This is a genomic window from Promicromonospora sp. MEB111, assembly GCF_030209445.1.
Lineage (GTDB): Bacteria > Actinomycetota > Actinomycetes > Actinomycetales > Cellulomonadaceae > Promicromonospora.
In genome coordinates this window covers 152,661-168,766 of sequence record NZ_JARVSD010000016.1, presented here as the reverse complement: position 1 = coordinate 168,766, position 16,106 = coordinate 152,661, and the positions used below count along the sequence as shown (strand labels likewise).

At 73.6% G+C, this 16,106-nt stretch carries 9 protein-coding genes and 1 riboswitch; of the genes, 7 read left to right on the top strand and 2 right to left on the bottom strand.

From position 1 onward, the window contains the following. Window positions 1-73 precede the first annotated feature (73 nt). A complete protein-coding gene (locus tag QRN56_RS20000; protein ID WP_502928821.1) occupies window positions 74-1,363 on the bottom strand; it encodes an ABC transporter substrate-binding protein in 1,290 nt (429 codons plus the stop codon). 361 nt (window positions 1,364-1,724) lie between these two features. Here QRN56_RS20000 and QRN56_RS19995 point away from each other — a divergent pair, with 361 nt between their 5' ends. The 7 genes from QRN56_RS19995 (at window position 1,725) to QRN56_RS19965 (ending at window position 13,447) form a co-directional block, all read left to right on the top strand. Then, the gene (locus QRN56_RS19995; protein ID WP_285106173.1) at window positions 1,725-2,843 is read left to right on the top strand and encodes an ROK family transcriptional regulator; all 1,119 of its coding nucleotides are present in this window, start codon (window positions 1,725-1,727) and stop codon (window positions 2,841-2,843) included. Further along, window positions 2,840-4,108: a substrate-binding domain-containing protein gene (locus tag QRN56_RS19990; protein ID WP_285106172.1), complete on the top strand. Its 1,269-nt coding sequence runs from the start codon at window positions 2,840-2,842 to the stop codon at window positions 4,106-4,108. The genes QRN56_RS19995 and QRN56_RS19990 overlap by 4 nt, the downstream gene beginning before the upstream one ends. Then, entirely contained in the window at window positions 4,105-4,941 is an 837-nt protein-coding gene (locus QRN56_RS19985) for an ATP-binding cassette domain-containing protein (protein ID WP_285106171.1), read from the top strand. Before QRN56_RS19990 ends, QRN56_RS19985 begins: the two co-directional genes overlap by 4 nt. Then, on the top strand, window positions 4,938-6,155 hold the full coding sequence (locus QRN56_RS19980) for a sugar ABC transporter permease (RefSeq protein ID WP_285106170.1): 1,218 nt from the start codon (window positions 4,938-4,940) through the stop codon (window positions 6,153-6,155). The genes QRN56_RS19985 and QRN56_RS19980 overlap by 4 nt, the downstream gene beginning before the upstream one ends. Window positions 6,156-6,159: 4 nt before the next feature. Next, window positions 6,160-7,173 (top strand): LacI family DNA-binding transcriptional regulator, encoded by a 1,014-nt coding sequence (locus QRN56_RS19975; RefSeq protein WP_285106168.1) that lies wholly within the window; start codon window positions 6,160-6,162, stop codon window positions 7,171-7,173. Between the two features lie 79 nt (window positions 7,174-7,252). Continuing rightward, window positions 7,253-11,614, top strand: coding sequence for a GH92 family glycosyl hydrolase (locus QRN56_RS19970; protein WP_285106167.1), 4,362 nt, complete (start codon window positions 7,253-7,255; stop codon window positions 11,612-11,614). Window positions 11,615-11,848: 234 nt separating this feature from the next. Beyond that, window positions 11,849-13,447, top strand: a complete 1,599-nt coding sequence (locus QRN56_RS19965; RefSeq protein WP_285106166.1) for a ricin-type beta-trefoil lectin domain protein — start codon at window positions 11,849-11,851, stop codon at window positions 13,445-13,447. 79 nt (window positions 13,448-13,526) lie between these two features. On the opposite strand, the gene metE is transcribed toward QRN56_RS19965, so the two are convergent. Continuing rightward, a complete protein-coding gene (metE, locus tag QRN56_RS19960) occupies window positions 13,527-15,923 on the bottom strand; it encodes a 5-methyltetrahydropteroyltriglutamate--homocysteine S-methyltransferase (protein ID WP_285106164.1) in 2,397 nt (798 codons plus the stop codon). Between the two features lie 8 nt (window positions 15,924-15,931). Then, window positions 15,932-16,035, bottom strand: a riboswitch (SAM riboswitch). Window positions 16,036-16,106 lie beyond the last annotated feature (71 nt).

Genomic DNA, 16,106 nt, shown 5'->3' with positions numbered 1-16,106 from the left:
CGCCGTCGGGACGAACCCGACGGCGCGCGACGTACGGCGGTGTGCGTTACGCGGGAGCTCTCGCGCCCGTGGGTCAGCTCTGCGTGGCCGCGGCCAGCTCGGACTGGTACCCGGCGAGGTCGGACGCACCGGTCGTGAACTTGCTGGTGGCGTCGGAGATCGCGTTGAGCGTCGCGACCGGGGCGGCCGCGCCGTGCGCCAGCGAGGACACGATCGTGTCGTTGGCGAACGACTCGATGGCGGTCTGCTGGTACTCCGAGAACTCCGCCGCGTCGGCGTCGGTCCGGGCCGGGATGGAGCCCTTGGCCTTGTTGAACGCGACCTGGCCCTCGAGCGAGCCCACGGTCTCCAGCCACGCCTTCGCGCCGTCCGGGTGAGGCGCGCCGACCGGCAGGGTGAACGAGTCGGCCAGGAAGTCGAACGTCCCGTCGGTGCCCGGGACCGGGGCCGCCGTGAAGTCCGTGCCGAGCACCTTGTCCTGCTCCTCGAACGCCGCCACGGCCCAGTCGCCCATGACGTTGAACGCCGCGTTGCCGTCGATGACCATCTGGGTCGCCTCGGGCCAGTCGAGGCCGTCACGGTCCTCGTTGGTGTAGCCGATCAGCGTCTCGAAGTCCTCGAGCGCCGCCGTGACCTCGGGGCCCTCCCAGTCGGTGGTGCCGTCCCACAGGCCGCTGTACGCCTCGGCGCCCAGGTCGGCGAGCAGCACGGTCTCGAGCAGGTGGACCTGGGTCCAGGTGGTGCCCACCGACAGCGCCGTGACGCCGGCCTTGTCGAGCGTCTCCAGGTCGGCCATCCACGCGTCGAGGTCCGCGTACTCGGCCTCGGGGTCGATGCCGTTGTCCTCGAGCACCGTCGGGTTGGCCCAGACGACGTTCGCGCGGTGGATGTTCGACGGGATCGAGTAGATCGCGCCGTCCTCGGTGGAGAGGCGGTCGACCAGGTCGGCCGGGAAGACGTCCGTCAGGCCGAACTCGTCGTAGAGGTCGGAGACGTCCTCGATCTGGGCCGCGTCGATGTAGTCCTGCAGCTCGGCGCCCGCGTGGGCCTGGAACGTGTCCGGCGGGTCCTGTGCCTGCAGACGGGTCTGCAGCAGGTCCTTGGCCGCGGAGCCCGCACCACCGGCGACGGCGCCGTTGACGAACTCGGTGTCGGGGTGCTGCTCGTTGAACACGCCCACCAGGGCGTCGAGGCCGGCCTTCTCGGATCCGGCAGCCCACCAGGTGAACACCTCGACCTGGTCGGCGCTGCCGCTCTCGCCGCTGCCTTCGCCACCGTCACCGCCGCCGCCGCACGCGGCCAGCGTGAGACCGAGCACAGCGGCTGTCGCCACCGTCGCGGTCATCCTCCGGTTCACTCGCATCTGGGGTCCCTCAACCTTCCTCGGTCGCTGGAGCACCGACCCCGGACGGCGCCGCCGTACCTGGCGAGGGTGAAGTCTCCTCGCGGCCAGGACGGCGTCGTTCCTGTGGACCGGCCGGGCGCGCCTGTACGCCCGTGAACCCGGGTCCTATCGAACGGCCGCCACGCCTTGGTGTCAAGAAATGAACGCAAGCGTCGCTCGATCGTGACCTGAACGTTCAGTTCGTGTATCCAAACCCGTCATACCAGGTCGATTCCCGGCCGGAGCACGCCGGAAGGCGGTTACCCTGGGCGCTGTGCGCGCGGATCGGGTAACACCGGGTTCGCAGACCTCACTGCGTGAGGCCAACCGAGCCCGGATCGTGAGCGCCGTCCAGCAGCGTGGCTCTCTCACGCAGATCGAGCTGGCCGGCGTCACAGGGCTGTCTCCGGCCACGATCTCGAACATCGTCAAGGAGCTCACCGTCGCGGGCGTGCTGCACACGTCGCAGTCGGTGCGCAACGGCCGCCGTGCCCTCCAGGTCACCCTCGCGCGCAACCTCGGCGTCGTCGCGGGCATCCGCTTCGGGATGCGCTCCCTCAGCGTCGCGCTGGCCGACGCCTCCATGCGGGTCCTGGCGGAGCAGCGCATGCCGCTGGCGCCCGACCACCGCGCCGACGCTGGCCTGCAGCGCACCGCGATGCTGATCCGGGAGATGCTGGAGTCCGTCGACGCCGACCCGTCCGAGCTGCTCGCCGTCGGCGTCGGGGTGCCCGCGCCCGTCGACATCCGCACGGGCCAGGTGGTCACCGTGGGCATGATGCGCGGCTGGGACGGCGTGCACGTCGACGACATCCTCGCCACCGAGCTGGGCGTGCCCGTGACCGCCGACAACGACTCGACCCTCGCCGCCATCGCGGAGGCCCGGTTCGGCGCGGGTGCCGGGTACGACTCGGTCGCCTACATCCGTGTCTCCCACGGCGTGGGCGGCGGCCTCGTGCTGGGCGGGCGCGCCCTGCACGGCCGGTCCGGCGTCGCCGGCGAGATCGGCCACGTGTCCGTCGACGAGCACGGGCCCGTGTGCCGCTGCGGCAACCGCGGCTGCCTCGAGATGCTGGTCGGCGCCTCCAGCCTGCTCGCCATGCTCCCGCCCGAGGCGGGGCACCTCACCCTCGCCGACCTGGTGGCCCGCGCCCGCGAGGGCGACGCCGGCTCCCGCCGGGTCGTGTTCGACGCCGGACGCCACCTCGGCGTCGCCCTGGCCAACCTGTGCAACCTCGTGGACCCCGACGTCGTGGTCATCGGCGGCAAGCTCGCCGAGGCCGGCGAGCTGCTGCTCGAACCGCTGCGCACCTCGCTCGGCCAGCGCGTCGTCGCCACCTCGCGCGGTCCGGTCGAGGTGGTCCCGTCCGCCCTGGGGGCCGACGCCGGGGTGCGCGGCGCCCTCGCCGCCGCCCTCGACCAGGCGCGGATGTTCGGCTCCCTGGGGGTGAGCTCATGACCCGCGCGAACCGCATCCGCCGGACGCAGCCGGGCGGGACGCCGCAGCGGGGCCGGACACAGCCGGGCCAGACGCCGCAGCCGGGCCGGCCAAGGCGGAGCGCCGTGGCGGCCGTCGCCGGCCTGGCGCTCGCGGCCGGGCTGGGCGGGTGCGCGCCGTCCGACCCCGCGGGCACCGCCGGCGTACCGCACGAGGGGACGATCGGTCTGCTGCTGCCGGAGGCGCAGACCGCCCGCTACGAGGCGTCCGACCACCCGACGTTCGTGTCCGTCACGGGCCGCCGGTGCCCGGGCTGCACCGTGCTGTACGCCAACGCGGGGCAGGACGCCGCCGCGCAGCTCCAGCAGGCCGAGTCCATGCTCGCCCAGGGCGCGGACGTGCTGGTGCTCGACGCCGTGGACACCGTGGCCGCGGCCGGGATCGTCGCGCAGGCCAAGCGGCTGGGAGCCCAGGTGATCGCCTACGATCGGTTCGTGGACGGCGCGGACTACTACGTGTCGTACGACTACGAGTTCATCGGCTTCCTCCTGGGCTCGGCACTTGCCGGTGCCGTCACGGAACGAGACGCTGGGACAGAAGCCGAACCAGACGCCGACGCCGGCCCGGACGCCGACCACGACACAGAACCAGACGCCGAGGACCGGCCGGGGGTGCTGCTGGTGCACGGATCGGCGACGGAGCCCAACGCGCTCGCCATCGCCGCCGGCACCCGCCGCGCCCTCGAAGGAGAGGACATCGACGTGCTCGCCGAGTACTACACGCCCGACTGGAGCCCGGACAAGGCCACCGAGTGGACCGAGGCCATGCTCACCCGGTTCCCCGGGCAGGTCGACGGCGTGCTCGCCGCCAACGACGGCATAGCGGGTGGCGCGATCGCCGCGGCCAAGGCCGCGGGCCTGGACCCCGTGCCGGTCACCACCGGGCAGGACGGCGAGCTGGCCGCGGTGCAGCGCATCATCGCGGGCGACCAGTACATGACGGTCTACAAGGCGACCGACCAGCAGGCGCAGACCGCCGCGGAGCTCGCGGTGCGCGTGCTGCGGGGCGAGGAGCCGCGCACCACGGCGGTCATCCAGGGCGTGCCCACGCAGCTCCTGGCGCCGCGCGCCGTCGCGGCCGCCGACGTCCAGCACGTGATCGTCGACGGGCACGTGTACTCCACCGACGAGATCTGCGTGCCGGCCTACCGGGACGCGTGCGAGCGCGCGGGCCTGATCGGCCCGGACGCCGACGCCGCTGCCGCCCTCGGGGAGGCGGTCCGATGAGCGACCCGGTGCTCTCCCTGCGCGGCGTCTCCAAGCGGTTCGGCGGCGTGCGCGCCCTGGTGGACGTCGACGCGGACGTGCACGAGCACGAGGTGCTCGCCGTCGTCGGCGACAACGGGGCCGGCAAGTCCACCCTGGCGGGCGTGCTCGCCGGGGCGCACCGGCCCGACGCCGGCCAGGTGCTGCTCGACGCGCGCCCCGTGGTGCTCGACTCGCCCGCCGCCGCGCGGGCGCTGGGCATCGCCGCGGTGTTCCAGGAGCTCGCGCTCGTGGACGACCTGGACGTCGTGGAGAACCTGTTCCTCGGGCACGAGACCCGGCGCGGGCCCCTGCTCGACGAGGTGGCCATGGAGCGCGAGGCGTGGCGGCTGCTCGACCAGCTCGCCGCCAGCGTGCCCAGCGTGCGCGACCCCGTGCGCACCCTGTCCGGCGGGCAGCGCCAGACCGTCGCCGTGGCCCGCGCGCTCCTCGGCTCCCCGCGCGTCGTCGTGCTGGACGAGCCGACGGCGTCGCTCGGCGTGCGCCAGACCGCCGAGGTGCTCAACCTCATCGTCCGGCTGCGGGAGCGCGGCCACGCCGTCGTGCTGGTCAGCCACCAGGCGGGCGACCTCCAGGCCGTCGCCGACCGCATCCTCGTGCTGCGGCTCGGCCGCGTGCACGACGTGTTCGACGGCGACGCGTCGTACGAGGACCTGCTCGCCGCCATGACCGGCGCGGTCCGGCCGGGGGCCAAGCACCCGGGCGCCCGCTCCGGGGTGCGTACCGGCACCCGGTCGGGCGCCGAGTCCGGCACCGTGTCCGGCGCCGGGTCCGGCCGGGCGGTGCGCCGATGAGCGCGCAGCCGGGCGTCACCGGGGCCGGCCTCACCGGGACAGGACTGGCCGGGACGGGCCTGACGGGCGCCGTCTGGCAGCGCGTGCGCGGCGGCAACAGCCTGCTCCCCATCGTCGCGGCGCTCGCGGTGATCTGGCTGGTCATGGGCGCCGTCAACCCCGCGTTCCTCGCCCCCGAGAACCTGGTCAACCTCACGCTGCAGAGCGCCCCCGTCGGCGTCATCGCCCTCGGCGTCGTGCTCGTGCTGCTGGTCGGCCAGATCGACCTGTCCGTCGGCTCGGTGAGCGGGCTCGCCGCGGCCGTCGTCGCCGTCGGCTCCGTGACGCTCGGGTGGCCCGTGGCGCTCGCGATCCTCGCCGCGCTGGCGTGCGGGGTGGTGGTCGGGCTGGCGTACGGCGCGCTCTCCACGCGGCTCGGGCTGCCGAGCTTCGTCTTCACCCTGGCCGGGCTGCTGTTCCTCGCCGGGGTGCAGCTGCGCGTGCTCGGGCCGTACGGATCGATCAACCTGCCGTTCGAATCGTGGTTCGTCCGGTCGGTGCAGCAGGGCTTCCTCTCGCCCGCCGTGGCCTGGGCCCTCGTGGTGGTCGTGGTGGCCACCACGGCGACTCTGCAGGTCGTGGCCCGGGTCCGACGTCGGCGGGCGGACCTCGCCTGCGCGAGCGTGCCCCAGATCGTGGTGCGCACCCTGGTGCTGGCCGCCGTGCTGTCGGCGATCGTGGCCTACCTGGGCACGGCCCGCGGGATCGGGTACTCCGTGGTGCTGTTCGCCGCGCTGGTCGTGGTCACGGACGTGCTGCTGCGCCGCACCCGGTGGGGGCGCTCGGTGCGCGCGGTGGGCGGCGACCGGCGGGCGGCGATGCTCGCCGGCGTGCCCGTGCACCGCACGGTGGTGCTGTGCTTCGTCGCCTGCTCGACGCTGGCCGCGCTCGGCGGCGTGCTCGCCGCGGGCCGGCTGGGCGCCGCGAACCAGGGGACCGGGGGAGCGGACACCTACCTCGTGGCGATCGCCGCGGCCGTGATCGGCGGCACCAGCCTGTTCGGCGGGCGCGGCAGCGCCTGGTCGGCGGTGCTCGGCGTGCTGGTGATCCAGTCGATCGCCAACGGGCTCACGCTGATGAACGTGGACCAGGCCGCGCGGTACATGGTCACCGGCGCGGTCCTGCTGCTGGCGATCATCATCGACATGCTGATGCGCAAGCGACGGGAGGCCTGAGGTGATGCGTCGTCCGACGCTGGCGGTGGTGGCACAGGCCGCAGGGGTGAGCCTGAAGACCGCCTCCCGGGTGCTGAACGGGGAGCCCAACGTGGCGTCCGCGACGCGCGAGCGTGTGCAGGACGCCGCGGCGTCGCTGGGTTTCAGGCGCAACGCCGTGGCCGCCGACCTCGCCCGGGGCGGCCTCTCGCGGCTGGTCGGGTTCATCACCGGCGACCTGGCCAACGAGTTCTACTCCGCCCTGGCCAGCGGCATCGAGCGCGAGCTGCGCGAGCACGGGCTGCAGCTCCTGACGGCGTCGTCCGACGAGGACCCCGACCGCGAGGCGTCCCTGACGGGAGAGCTACTCGAACGCCGGGTCGGCGCCCTGATCGTCACGCCCGCCGGGGCCGACCACTCGGCGCTGCGCGGCGAGATCGCCGCCGGGCTGCCGGTCGTGGTCGTGGACCGGCCGGCGGCCGGGATGGACGTCGACACCGTGGTCATCGACAACCGGGGCGGCACGCGGGCCGCCGTCGGGCACCTGCTCGCGCACGGCCACCGCCACATCGCGTTCGTGGGCGACGAGCCCCACCTGTGGACCTACCAGGAGCGCAGCGACGAGTTCCTCGCCGCGATGCGTGACGCCGGGGTGGCCGACGCCGCGCGCTGGGTCCGCTCCGGCGCCCACGACGCCGCGGCCGCCCGCGACCTCGTGCTGGAGCTGCTCGCGGACCCGGAGCCGCCCACCGCGATCCTCGCCGCGAACAACCGGGCCACCGTCGGCACGCTCCAGGCGCTGCGTGACACCCCGGGCGGCGCGGACGTCGCCGTGGTCGGCTTCGACGACTTCGAGCTCGCCGACCTGCTGGGCATCACCGTGGTCGCCTACGACGCCGTCGAGATGGGCCGGCGGGCGGCCGAGCTCGCCGTCGCGCGCTCCGCCGACGCCGACCGGACGGTCGAGCAGGTGGTGCTGCCCACGCGGGTCGTCACCCGCGGCAGCGGCGAGCGGCCGCCCCGCTCGCCGGCCCGCTGACCCACCCGTTGACACCGGGCCTGGCCTGCACCTACGTTCGGCACGCGACAGCGCTGTCAGCCGACGAGGGAGACCACCCATGTCCACAGTCACCGGCCGAGCCAGATCCCGGCAGGCGGCCGCCGCTCTCTCGGGAGCACTCGCCCTGCTGCTCGCGGTGCCCTCGGGCGTCGCGCTCGCGGCACCCGCCGGCACCAGCACCGGCACAGCCGCGGCGACGTCGGGCGGGGGAGCCGGCGGCGACTTCGCCACCTCCTTCGAGGACGACGACGCCGCGCCGCTGGAGTCAACGCCGGCCGAGCGCGACGGTGCGCCCTGGCAGCAGAACGTCGGCGAGTTCGTCGTGGGGCTGCCCGGCAGCGTGCTGGACCGGGTCGACGCGGTCGCGGCGAGCGCGGAGAACCTGCCGAACGAGGGTGCGGCCAACCTGGCGGACGCGTCGTCGGCCACCAAGTGGCTGACGTTCGCGCGCACGGGGTGGGCCACCTACGAGATGACCGAGCCCACCGTGGTCACGGCCTACGCGCTGACCTCCGCGAACGACTTCGCCGACCGCGACCCGCGCGACTGGACGCTGCAGGGGTCGACCGACGGCGAGACCTGGGAGACCATCGACGAGCGCGGCGGCGAGGCCTTCGAGGACCGGTTCCAGCAGCGGGTCTTCGCGCTGGACGCACCGACCGCCGCCTACACGTGGTTCCGGCTGGACGTGACGCAGAACGCGGGCGCGGGCATCGTGCAGCTCGCCGACTGGGACCTGTCCGCCGACCTGGACGAGCAGCCCGCCGACCGGCCGATGACCACCGCCGTCGGCTCCGGGCCCACCACCGTGGACTTCACGAACAAGAAGGGCGTCGGCTTCACCGGCACCCGCTCGCTGCGGTACGACGGCGGGCACCAGGCCGACGGCCCCGCGCACGCGACCAACGTGCTGTACGACGACGTCGACGTCCGCGTGGGCCGCGACACCCGGCTGAGCTGGAAGATCTTCCCCGAGCTGCTGGGCGACCTGGAGTACCCGTCCACGTACGCGAGCGTGGACCTCAGGTTCACCGACGGCACCTACCTGTCCGACCTGGACGCGCGCGACGCGCACGGGACGGCCGCGACGGCCGCCGGCCAGGGCGCGGGCAAGATCCTGTACGCCGACCAGTGGAACTCCGTGCGGGTCGACCTCGGGTCGGTCGCGCGCGGGAAGACGGTCGACCAGGTGCTGCTGGGCTACGACAACGACGGCGGTTCGGCCGCCACGAGGTTCGCCGGCTGGCTGGACGACGTCGCGCTGGAGTCCCGGCCGGAACGGGTCGACGGGGACAGCCTGACCAACTACGTGGACACGCGCCGCGGCACGCTGTCCAGCGGGTCGTTCTCGCGCGGCAACAACGTGCCGGCCACGGCCGTGCCGAACGGCTTCAACTTCTGGACGCCGCTGACGAACGCGTCGTCGCAGAGCTGGCTGTACGAGTACCAGGCCGCCAACGACGACCAGAACCGCCCGGTGCTGCAGGGCATCGGCATCTCGCACGAGCCGAGCCCCTGGATGGGCGACCGCAACCAGCTCGCCTTCCAGCCCGCCACCGGCGCCGGGGTGCCCGACGGCGGCCTGGACGCGCGCGGGCTGGCGTTCGACCACGCCGACGAGACCGCGCGTCCCGACTACTACGGCGTGACCTTCGCCGACGGGATCAAGGCCGAGGTGACGCCGACGGACCACGCGGCCGTGCTGCGGTACACCTTCCCCGTGGAGGGCGACGCCGACGCCGGCACCGGCCACGTGCTGGTGGACCGCGTCGCCGGGTCCTCGAAGCTGTCGTTCGACGCGGCCACGGGCGAGCTGACCGGCTGGGTCGAGAACGGCAGCGGCCTGTCGGTCGGCCGCACCCGCATGTACGTGGCGGGCGCGTTCGACCGCGCGCCGTCGGCGGTGGGCGAGGCCGCGGGCGACCGCGCCGGCGCCCGGTACGCGACGTTCGACACGAGCGAGGACCGCACGGTCGAGCTGCGCGTGGCCACGTCGTTCATCGGGCTGGAGCAGGCCCGCGCCAACCTCGGCCTGGAGGTCACGGGCCGGTCGTTCGAGACGGTGCGGCGGGCGGCCGAGCGGGAGTGGAACGACCGGCTCGGCGTGATCGAGACGGAGGGCGGCAGCGAGGACGAGCTCGTCACGCTGTACTCGAACCTGTACCGGCTCAACCTGTACCCGAACTCGCAGTTCGAGAACACGGGCACCGCCAAGCGGCCCGTGTACCGGTACGCGAGCCCGGTCACCGCGCCGTCGGGCGAGGCGACGGACACCGCGACGAACGCGAAGATCGTCGACGGCAAGATCTACGTGAACAACGGGTTCTGGGACACCTACCGCACGGCCTGGCCCGCCTACTCGTTCCTGTACCCGGACGTCGCCGCGGAGCTGGTCGACGGGTTCACGCAGCAGTACCGCGACGGCGGCTGGATCGCGCGCTGGTCCTCGCCGGGCTACGCGGACCTGATGACGGGCACGTCGTCCGACGTCGCGTTCGCCGACGCCTACCTCAAGGGCTCGCTGCCCACGGACAAGGCGCTGGACGCGTATGACGCGGCGCTGAAGAACGGCACCGTGGCCCCGCCGAACAACGCGGTGGGCCGCAAGGGCCTGGAGTCCTCGCCGTTCCTCGGCTTCACGCCGGAGAGCACGCACGAGTCCGTGTCCTGGGGCCTGGAGGGGCTGATCAACGACTTCGGCATCGGCAACATGGCCGCGGCCCTGGCCGAGGACCGGCGCACGCCGCGGGAGCGGCGCGCGACGCTGCGCGAGGAGTCGGCCTACTTCCTGGAGCGCGCCACGCACTACGGCGAGCTCTTCGACCCGGCGATCGACTTCTTCCAGCCCCGGCACGCCGACGGCGAGTTCCTGAACGCACCGGACGAGTACGACCCGCGCACGTGGGGCGGTGGCTACACCGAGACCAGCGGCTGGAACTTCTCGTTCCACGCGCCGCAGGACCCGCGCGGCCTCGGCAACCTGTACGGCGGCCAGGACGGGCTGGAGGCCAAGCTCGACGAGTTCTTCGCCACGCCCGAGGACGCCACGCACACCGGCGGTTACGGCGGCGTCATCCACGAGATGCGCGAGGCGCGGGACATCCGGCTGGGCCAGTGGGGCATGAGCAACCAGGTCTCCCACCACATCCCGTGGCTGTACGACGCCGCGGGAGCGCCGCACAAGACCCAGGAGATCGTCCGGGAGGTCACGCGCCGCCTGTTCGTGGGCAGCGAGATCGGCCAGGGCTACCCGGGCGACGAGGACAACGGCGAGATGTCGTCGTGGTGGATCTTCGCCGCGCTCGGCTTCTACCCGCTGCAGGTCGGCTCCGACCAGTACGCGATCGGCTCGCCGCTGTTCGACAAGGCCACGGTGCACCTGCCGGACGGCGACCTCGTGATCAACGCCCGGAACAACTCCGTGGAGAACGTCTACGTGCAGTCGCTGCGCGTCGACGGCAAGAAGCGGACGTCGACGTCGCTGTCCCAGGCGGACCTGTCGGGCGGCGCCCGGCTGGACTTCGTGATGGGCGCCGAGCCGTCGGCGTGGGGGACGGGAGCCGACGACGCGCCGCCGTCGCTCACCGAGGGTGACGAGCCGCCGACGCCCGACCGGGACGCGACCGGGACGGGGACCGTGACGGTGTCCGACGGCGGGTCCGGTTCCGCGGCAGACGCGCTCGTGGACGACACGTCGACCACGCGCACCACGTTCGCCACGGCGACCCCGACGATCGCCTGGGACGGGTCCGGCACGCGGGCCACGGTCGGCACGTACACGCTGACCTCGGGGGTCGCGGGCACGGCGGCGCCGTCCGCCTGGCGGCTGGAGGGGTCGGACGACGGCGAGAGCTGGGCCGTGCTCGACGAGCGGGACGGCGAGGCGTTCCGCTGGGCGCTGCAGACCCGGACCTTCCAGGTGGACGACCCGGCGGAGTACGGGCACCTGCGGGTCGTGGTCGAGGAGTCGGCGGACGTCGCGTCGGCGGGCGGCTCCGCGGGTGACCCGGCGGGCGACCTGTCGCTGGCCGAGGTGCAGCTCCTGGCCGACCAGGGCGCCGGCTCCGACGCGCTGCCGCTCGAGGCGGCCGCGGCGCCGGACGCCGAGACGCGGGCCGAGACCCGGGCCGCCGACAAGGCCGAGGACACCGCGACGGGGATCACGGTCTGGGCCGCCCCGGCCTGTGTCGACGGCGACTCCGCGCTGCGGGTCCTGGTGGACGGCGCCGACGGCGCGACCGTCGAGGTCACGTCGGACTTCGGCAGCACGACGCTGCGGGGTACGGGCGAGCACACGTTCGACGCGGGCTCGGCCCGGGTCGGCACGGGCGCGGTGACCGCCGTCGTGACGGCGACCGTCGACGGCCAGAAGGCGACCGAGACGGTGACCGTGCCGTACCAGGCAGCCGCCTGCGGCTGACCCGGACGTCGCTCGGCCCCGGTGCCGGGTTCGGTGGTGTCGCTCCTCGGGGCGACACCACCTCCGCGGGGTGTGTTCGCCCCGCGGCCCGACCGGTATCCGCACCCACGTAGCACATAAGGGGCGGATAGGTACTTTCCACACAGCGTCGTCCCACCCGTTCTGATGGTGGGGCGCCGTCAATACGCTCCCAGGCACACGAGGTTCCCCAGGCCTGATGAGGAGCACAAGACCATGTCACGATCCCTGAGAACGTCACGTTCCCTGATAGCGCTGTCAGCAGCGGTGCTGATGGTCGGCACGGCGCTGACGGGCGCGAGCACCGCGGGCGCTGCCCCGGCGTCGCAGGACGTCCGGAGCTCACCGGGCGCGCAGAGCGCGGCGGACGTCCGGGGCGCCGACGCCCCCGACGCCCTGCCCGAGGGCCAGGTCGGCGCGATGGAGCGCGACCTCGGCCTGACCCGGGCCGAGATCCCCGCCCGCCTGGCCCGCGACGCCGACGCCGCGATCGTCGAGGCGCACCTGACCGCGGCGCTCGGCGACCGGTACGCGGGCACCTGGCTGCCCGACGGCGCCGACGCCCCGCGCGTCGCCGTCACCAGTGCGGCGGCGGCCAAGGTGGCCGAGCGCGCGGGCGCCGACCCCGTCGTCGTCGAGCACAGTCTCGACGAGCTGACCGGGTGGAAGGAGGCCCTCGACGACGTGGGCGCCCCCACCTCGGTGCACGCCTGGTATGCCGACCCGACCACCAACGAGGTGGTGATCGAAGCCGCCGACACCGCGGCCGCCAAGGCGATGATCGCCGCGTCGGACGTGCCGGCCGGGGTCGTGCGCGTGGAGAAGTCGAAGGTCGCGCCGCAGACCGCGCGCGACATCCGGGGCGGCGACGAGTTCCACAAGCCGCTCGGCAACGGGTACGTGACGCTGTGCTCGATCGGCTTCGCGGTCTCCGGCGGATTCGTCACGGCCGGGCACTGCGGCTCGACCGGCGACCCGGTCAACGCACCCGACGGCGCCGCGCTCGGCACCTACCGCGGCTCCACCTTCCCGGGCCACGACTGGGCCTGGGTGGGGACCAACGGCAACTGGACGCCCACCCCGGCGGTGAACAACTACGCGGGCGGCACGACGGCGGTCGCGGGCTCCGCGGAGCAGGGCATCGGCGCGGCGGTGTGCCGGTCGGGCCGCACGACGGGCTGGCGCTGCGGCGTCATCCAGGAGAAGAACGTGACCATCAACTACGGCTCGGGCGACATCCCCGGCATGGCGACCGGTTCGGCCTGTGCCGAGGGCGGCGACTCGGGCGGCTCGGTGCTCTCGGGCAACCAGGCGCAGGGCGTCACCTCGGGCCGCATCGGCGACTGCTCCACGAACGGCCGGTTCATCTACCAGCCGGTCAACCCGATCCTGAGCGCCTACGGGCTGCAGCTCACCACCACCGGCGGGGGCAGCGGGGGCCGGCCGCTCGTCGGCCTGGCGGGCAAGTGCATCGACGTGCCGAACTCCGAGTTCACGGACGGCAAGCGCCTGCAGCTGTGGACCTGCAACGGCACGGGCGCGCAGAACTGGACGTTCCAGGCCGACGGGACGCTGCGGGCCGGCGGCCTGTGCATGGACGTGGCCGGGGCCAACACCGGTGACGGCACCGCCGTGCAGCTCGCCAACTGCAGCGGCAACCCGGCGCAGCAGTTCACGCTGAGCGGCGCAGGGGACCTGGTCTCGATCCTCGCGAACAAGTGCGTGGACGTGCCGAACAGCAACAGCGCGAACGGCACGCAGCTCCAGATCTGGACCTGCAACGGCACCGCGGCCCAGAAGTGGCGCGTGGGCTGAGCCCATGACCCGTTGAGTGCTGGGTTTTCGCCCGGTCAGATGCAGCTGACCGGGCGAAAACCCAGCACTCAACGACTTGTCACAGGGTGGCGCGGACCGACTTGGCAGCTTCCACCAGGTGGGCCAGGGACTCCTTGGTCTCCGCGTAGGCGCGGGTCTTCAGGCCGCAGTCCGGGTTGACCCAGACCAGCCGCGGGTCGATCGACTTGGCCGCGAGCTCGACCAGGTCGGTCACCTCCTGCACCGACGGCACGCGCGGGCTGTGGATGTCGTAGACACCCGGCCCGATGCCGCGGCCATACCCGGCGTCGGCCAGCTCGGGCACGATCTCCATGCGGGACCGGGCCGCCTCGACCGACGTGACGTCGGCGTCCAGACCGTCGATCGCGCCGATGACCTGCCCGAACTCCGAGTAGCACAGGTGCGTGTGCACCTGTGTGGCCGTGTCGGCCCCGGCGGTCGAGAGCCGGAACGAGCGCACCGACCAGTCGAGGTAGCCCGGGTGCGCGGAGCGGCGCAGCGGCAGCAGCTCGCGCAGCGCCGGCTCGTCCACCTGCACGACGCCGATGCCCGCCGCCTCCAGGTCCGTCACCTCGTCGCGCAGCGCCAGGGCCACCTGGTCGGCGGTGTCGCCGAGCGGCAGGTCGTCGCGCACGAACGACCAGGCCAGGATCGTGACCGGACCGGTGAGCATGCCCTTGACCGGCTTGTCGGTCAGCGACGCCGCGTACGCCGTCCACTCGACCGTCAGAGGCGCGGGCCGGGACACGTCGCCCCACAGGATCGGCGGCCGCACACAGCGCGAGCCGTACGACTGGACCCAGCCGTTGACGGTCGTCGCGAAGCCGTCGAGCTGCTCCGCGAAGTACTGCACCATGTCGTTGCGCTCGGGCTCGCCGTGCACCAGCACGTCCAGGCCCAGCTCCTCCTGGAGCGCGACCGTGCTCGCGATCTCGGCGCGCATCGCGGCCGTGTAGTCGGCGTCGGACAGCTCGCCCCGTACCCACGCGGCGCGCGTGCTGCGGATCTCGGAGGTCTGCGGGAACGACCCGATGGTCGTGGTCGGCAGCGGCGGCAGGTTGAGCCGCGCCTGCTGCGCGGCCGCCCGCTCCGCGTACGGCGCGCGCTCGACGTCGGCCGCGGTCAGCGCGGCGGTCCGCTCGCGCACCGCGGGGACGACGACGCCGGGCGTCTCGGCGCGGGAGCGCACCGCCGCCGTGGACTCGGCGAGCTTGTCGGCGACAGCCGCCCGGTCCTCGGTCAGGGCGGTGGCCAGCGTGACGACCTCGGTGACCTTCTGGTCGGCGAACGCGAGCCACGACTTCAGGGCGGCGTCCAGGCGGGGCTCGTCGGCGACGTCGTGCGGCACGTGCAGCAGCGACGTCGAGGTGCCGACGGCGACCGCCCCGGCGCCGAGCCCGGTGCCGGACGCCGCCAGGCCCTCCAGGGTGGTCAGGCGGGCGTCGAGGTCGGCGCGCCAGATGTTGTGGCCGTCGATCACGCCCGCGACCAGGGTCTTGGTCTCCAGGCCGGGGACCGGTCCGGTCGGTACGGCGCCGCGCACCAGGTCGATCGCGACGGCCTCGACGTCGGTGCCGGCCAGCAGGGCGAGCCCGTCGCCGGCCTCGCTCCGCAGGTCGCCGTACGGGGCGGTGACCAGGATCGCGGGGCGCTCGGCGGCGCCGTCTGCACCGGCTGCGGTGGGGGAGAGCCCGGTCGCCAGCGTGGTGTAGGCGCGGCGGACGGCGTCGGCGACCTCGTCGAAGGGGACGTCCAGCAGGTCGGTGACCAGGGCCGGCTCGTCGAGCTGCACCCAGGGCGCGCCCGCGGCGGCCAGCGCGCGCAGCAGGTCGGCGTACGCGGCGACGACGTCGTCGAGCCGGTCCAGCGGGCGGAAGCCCTCCGGCGATCCGTCAGCGGGCTTGCTGAGCAGCAGGAACGTCACCGGGCCCACGAACGCGGGCCGGGTCACGACGGCCTGGCCCCCGTCGGCCGGCTGAGCCAGCTCGGTGAACTCCCGCACGGCGCGGTCGTCGACGAACCTGATCGGGGTGTCCGGACCGATCTCCGGGACCAGGTAGTGGTAGTTCGTGTCGAACCACTTGGTCATCTCGAGCGGCGCGTTGTCACCCTCGCCGCGGGCGACCGTGAAGTAGGCCTCGAGGGGCAGGCGACCCCCGTCCGTGGTGAGCCCGGCGAACCGCTCGGGCACGGCGCCCAGCAGCGCGACGGCGTCGAGCACCTGGTCGTAGTACGAGAACGAGCCGGGGACGGCAGCGTTGCCGGCGTCCAGGCCCAGGTCGACGAGGCGGCGGGCGGTGGCCTGCCGCAGGTCGCGGGCCGTCGCCTCCAGCTCGTCGGCGGTGGTGCGGCCGGCCCAGAAGGACTCGACGGCGCGCTTGAGCTCGCGCCTCCGGCCGATGCGCGGGTAGCCCAGGATCGTGGCGGTGGGAAGGTGCGGGTTCGTGACTGCCATGCGTATCAGCTCCATCGGACCTGGCGTTAGCACCTTGCCCCGAGATTGGCGCCTCGGAGGTAGGTTGCTGCGGTGTCGTGGAGCCAGGACTCTCGACCGCTCTGGATGATGAGACTTGATCGTAGGCATGCCCGGGATGTGGTCGGCAAACCGTCCACCCCTCGGACGGTTGTCGCTCGCCGG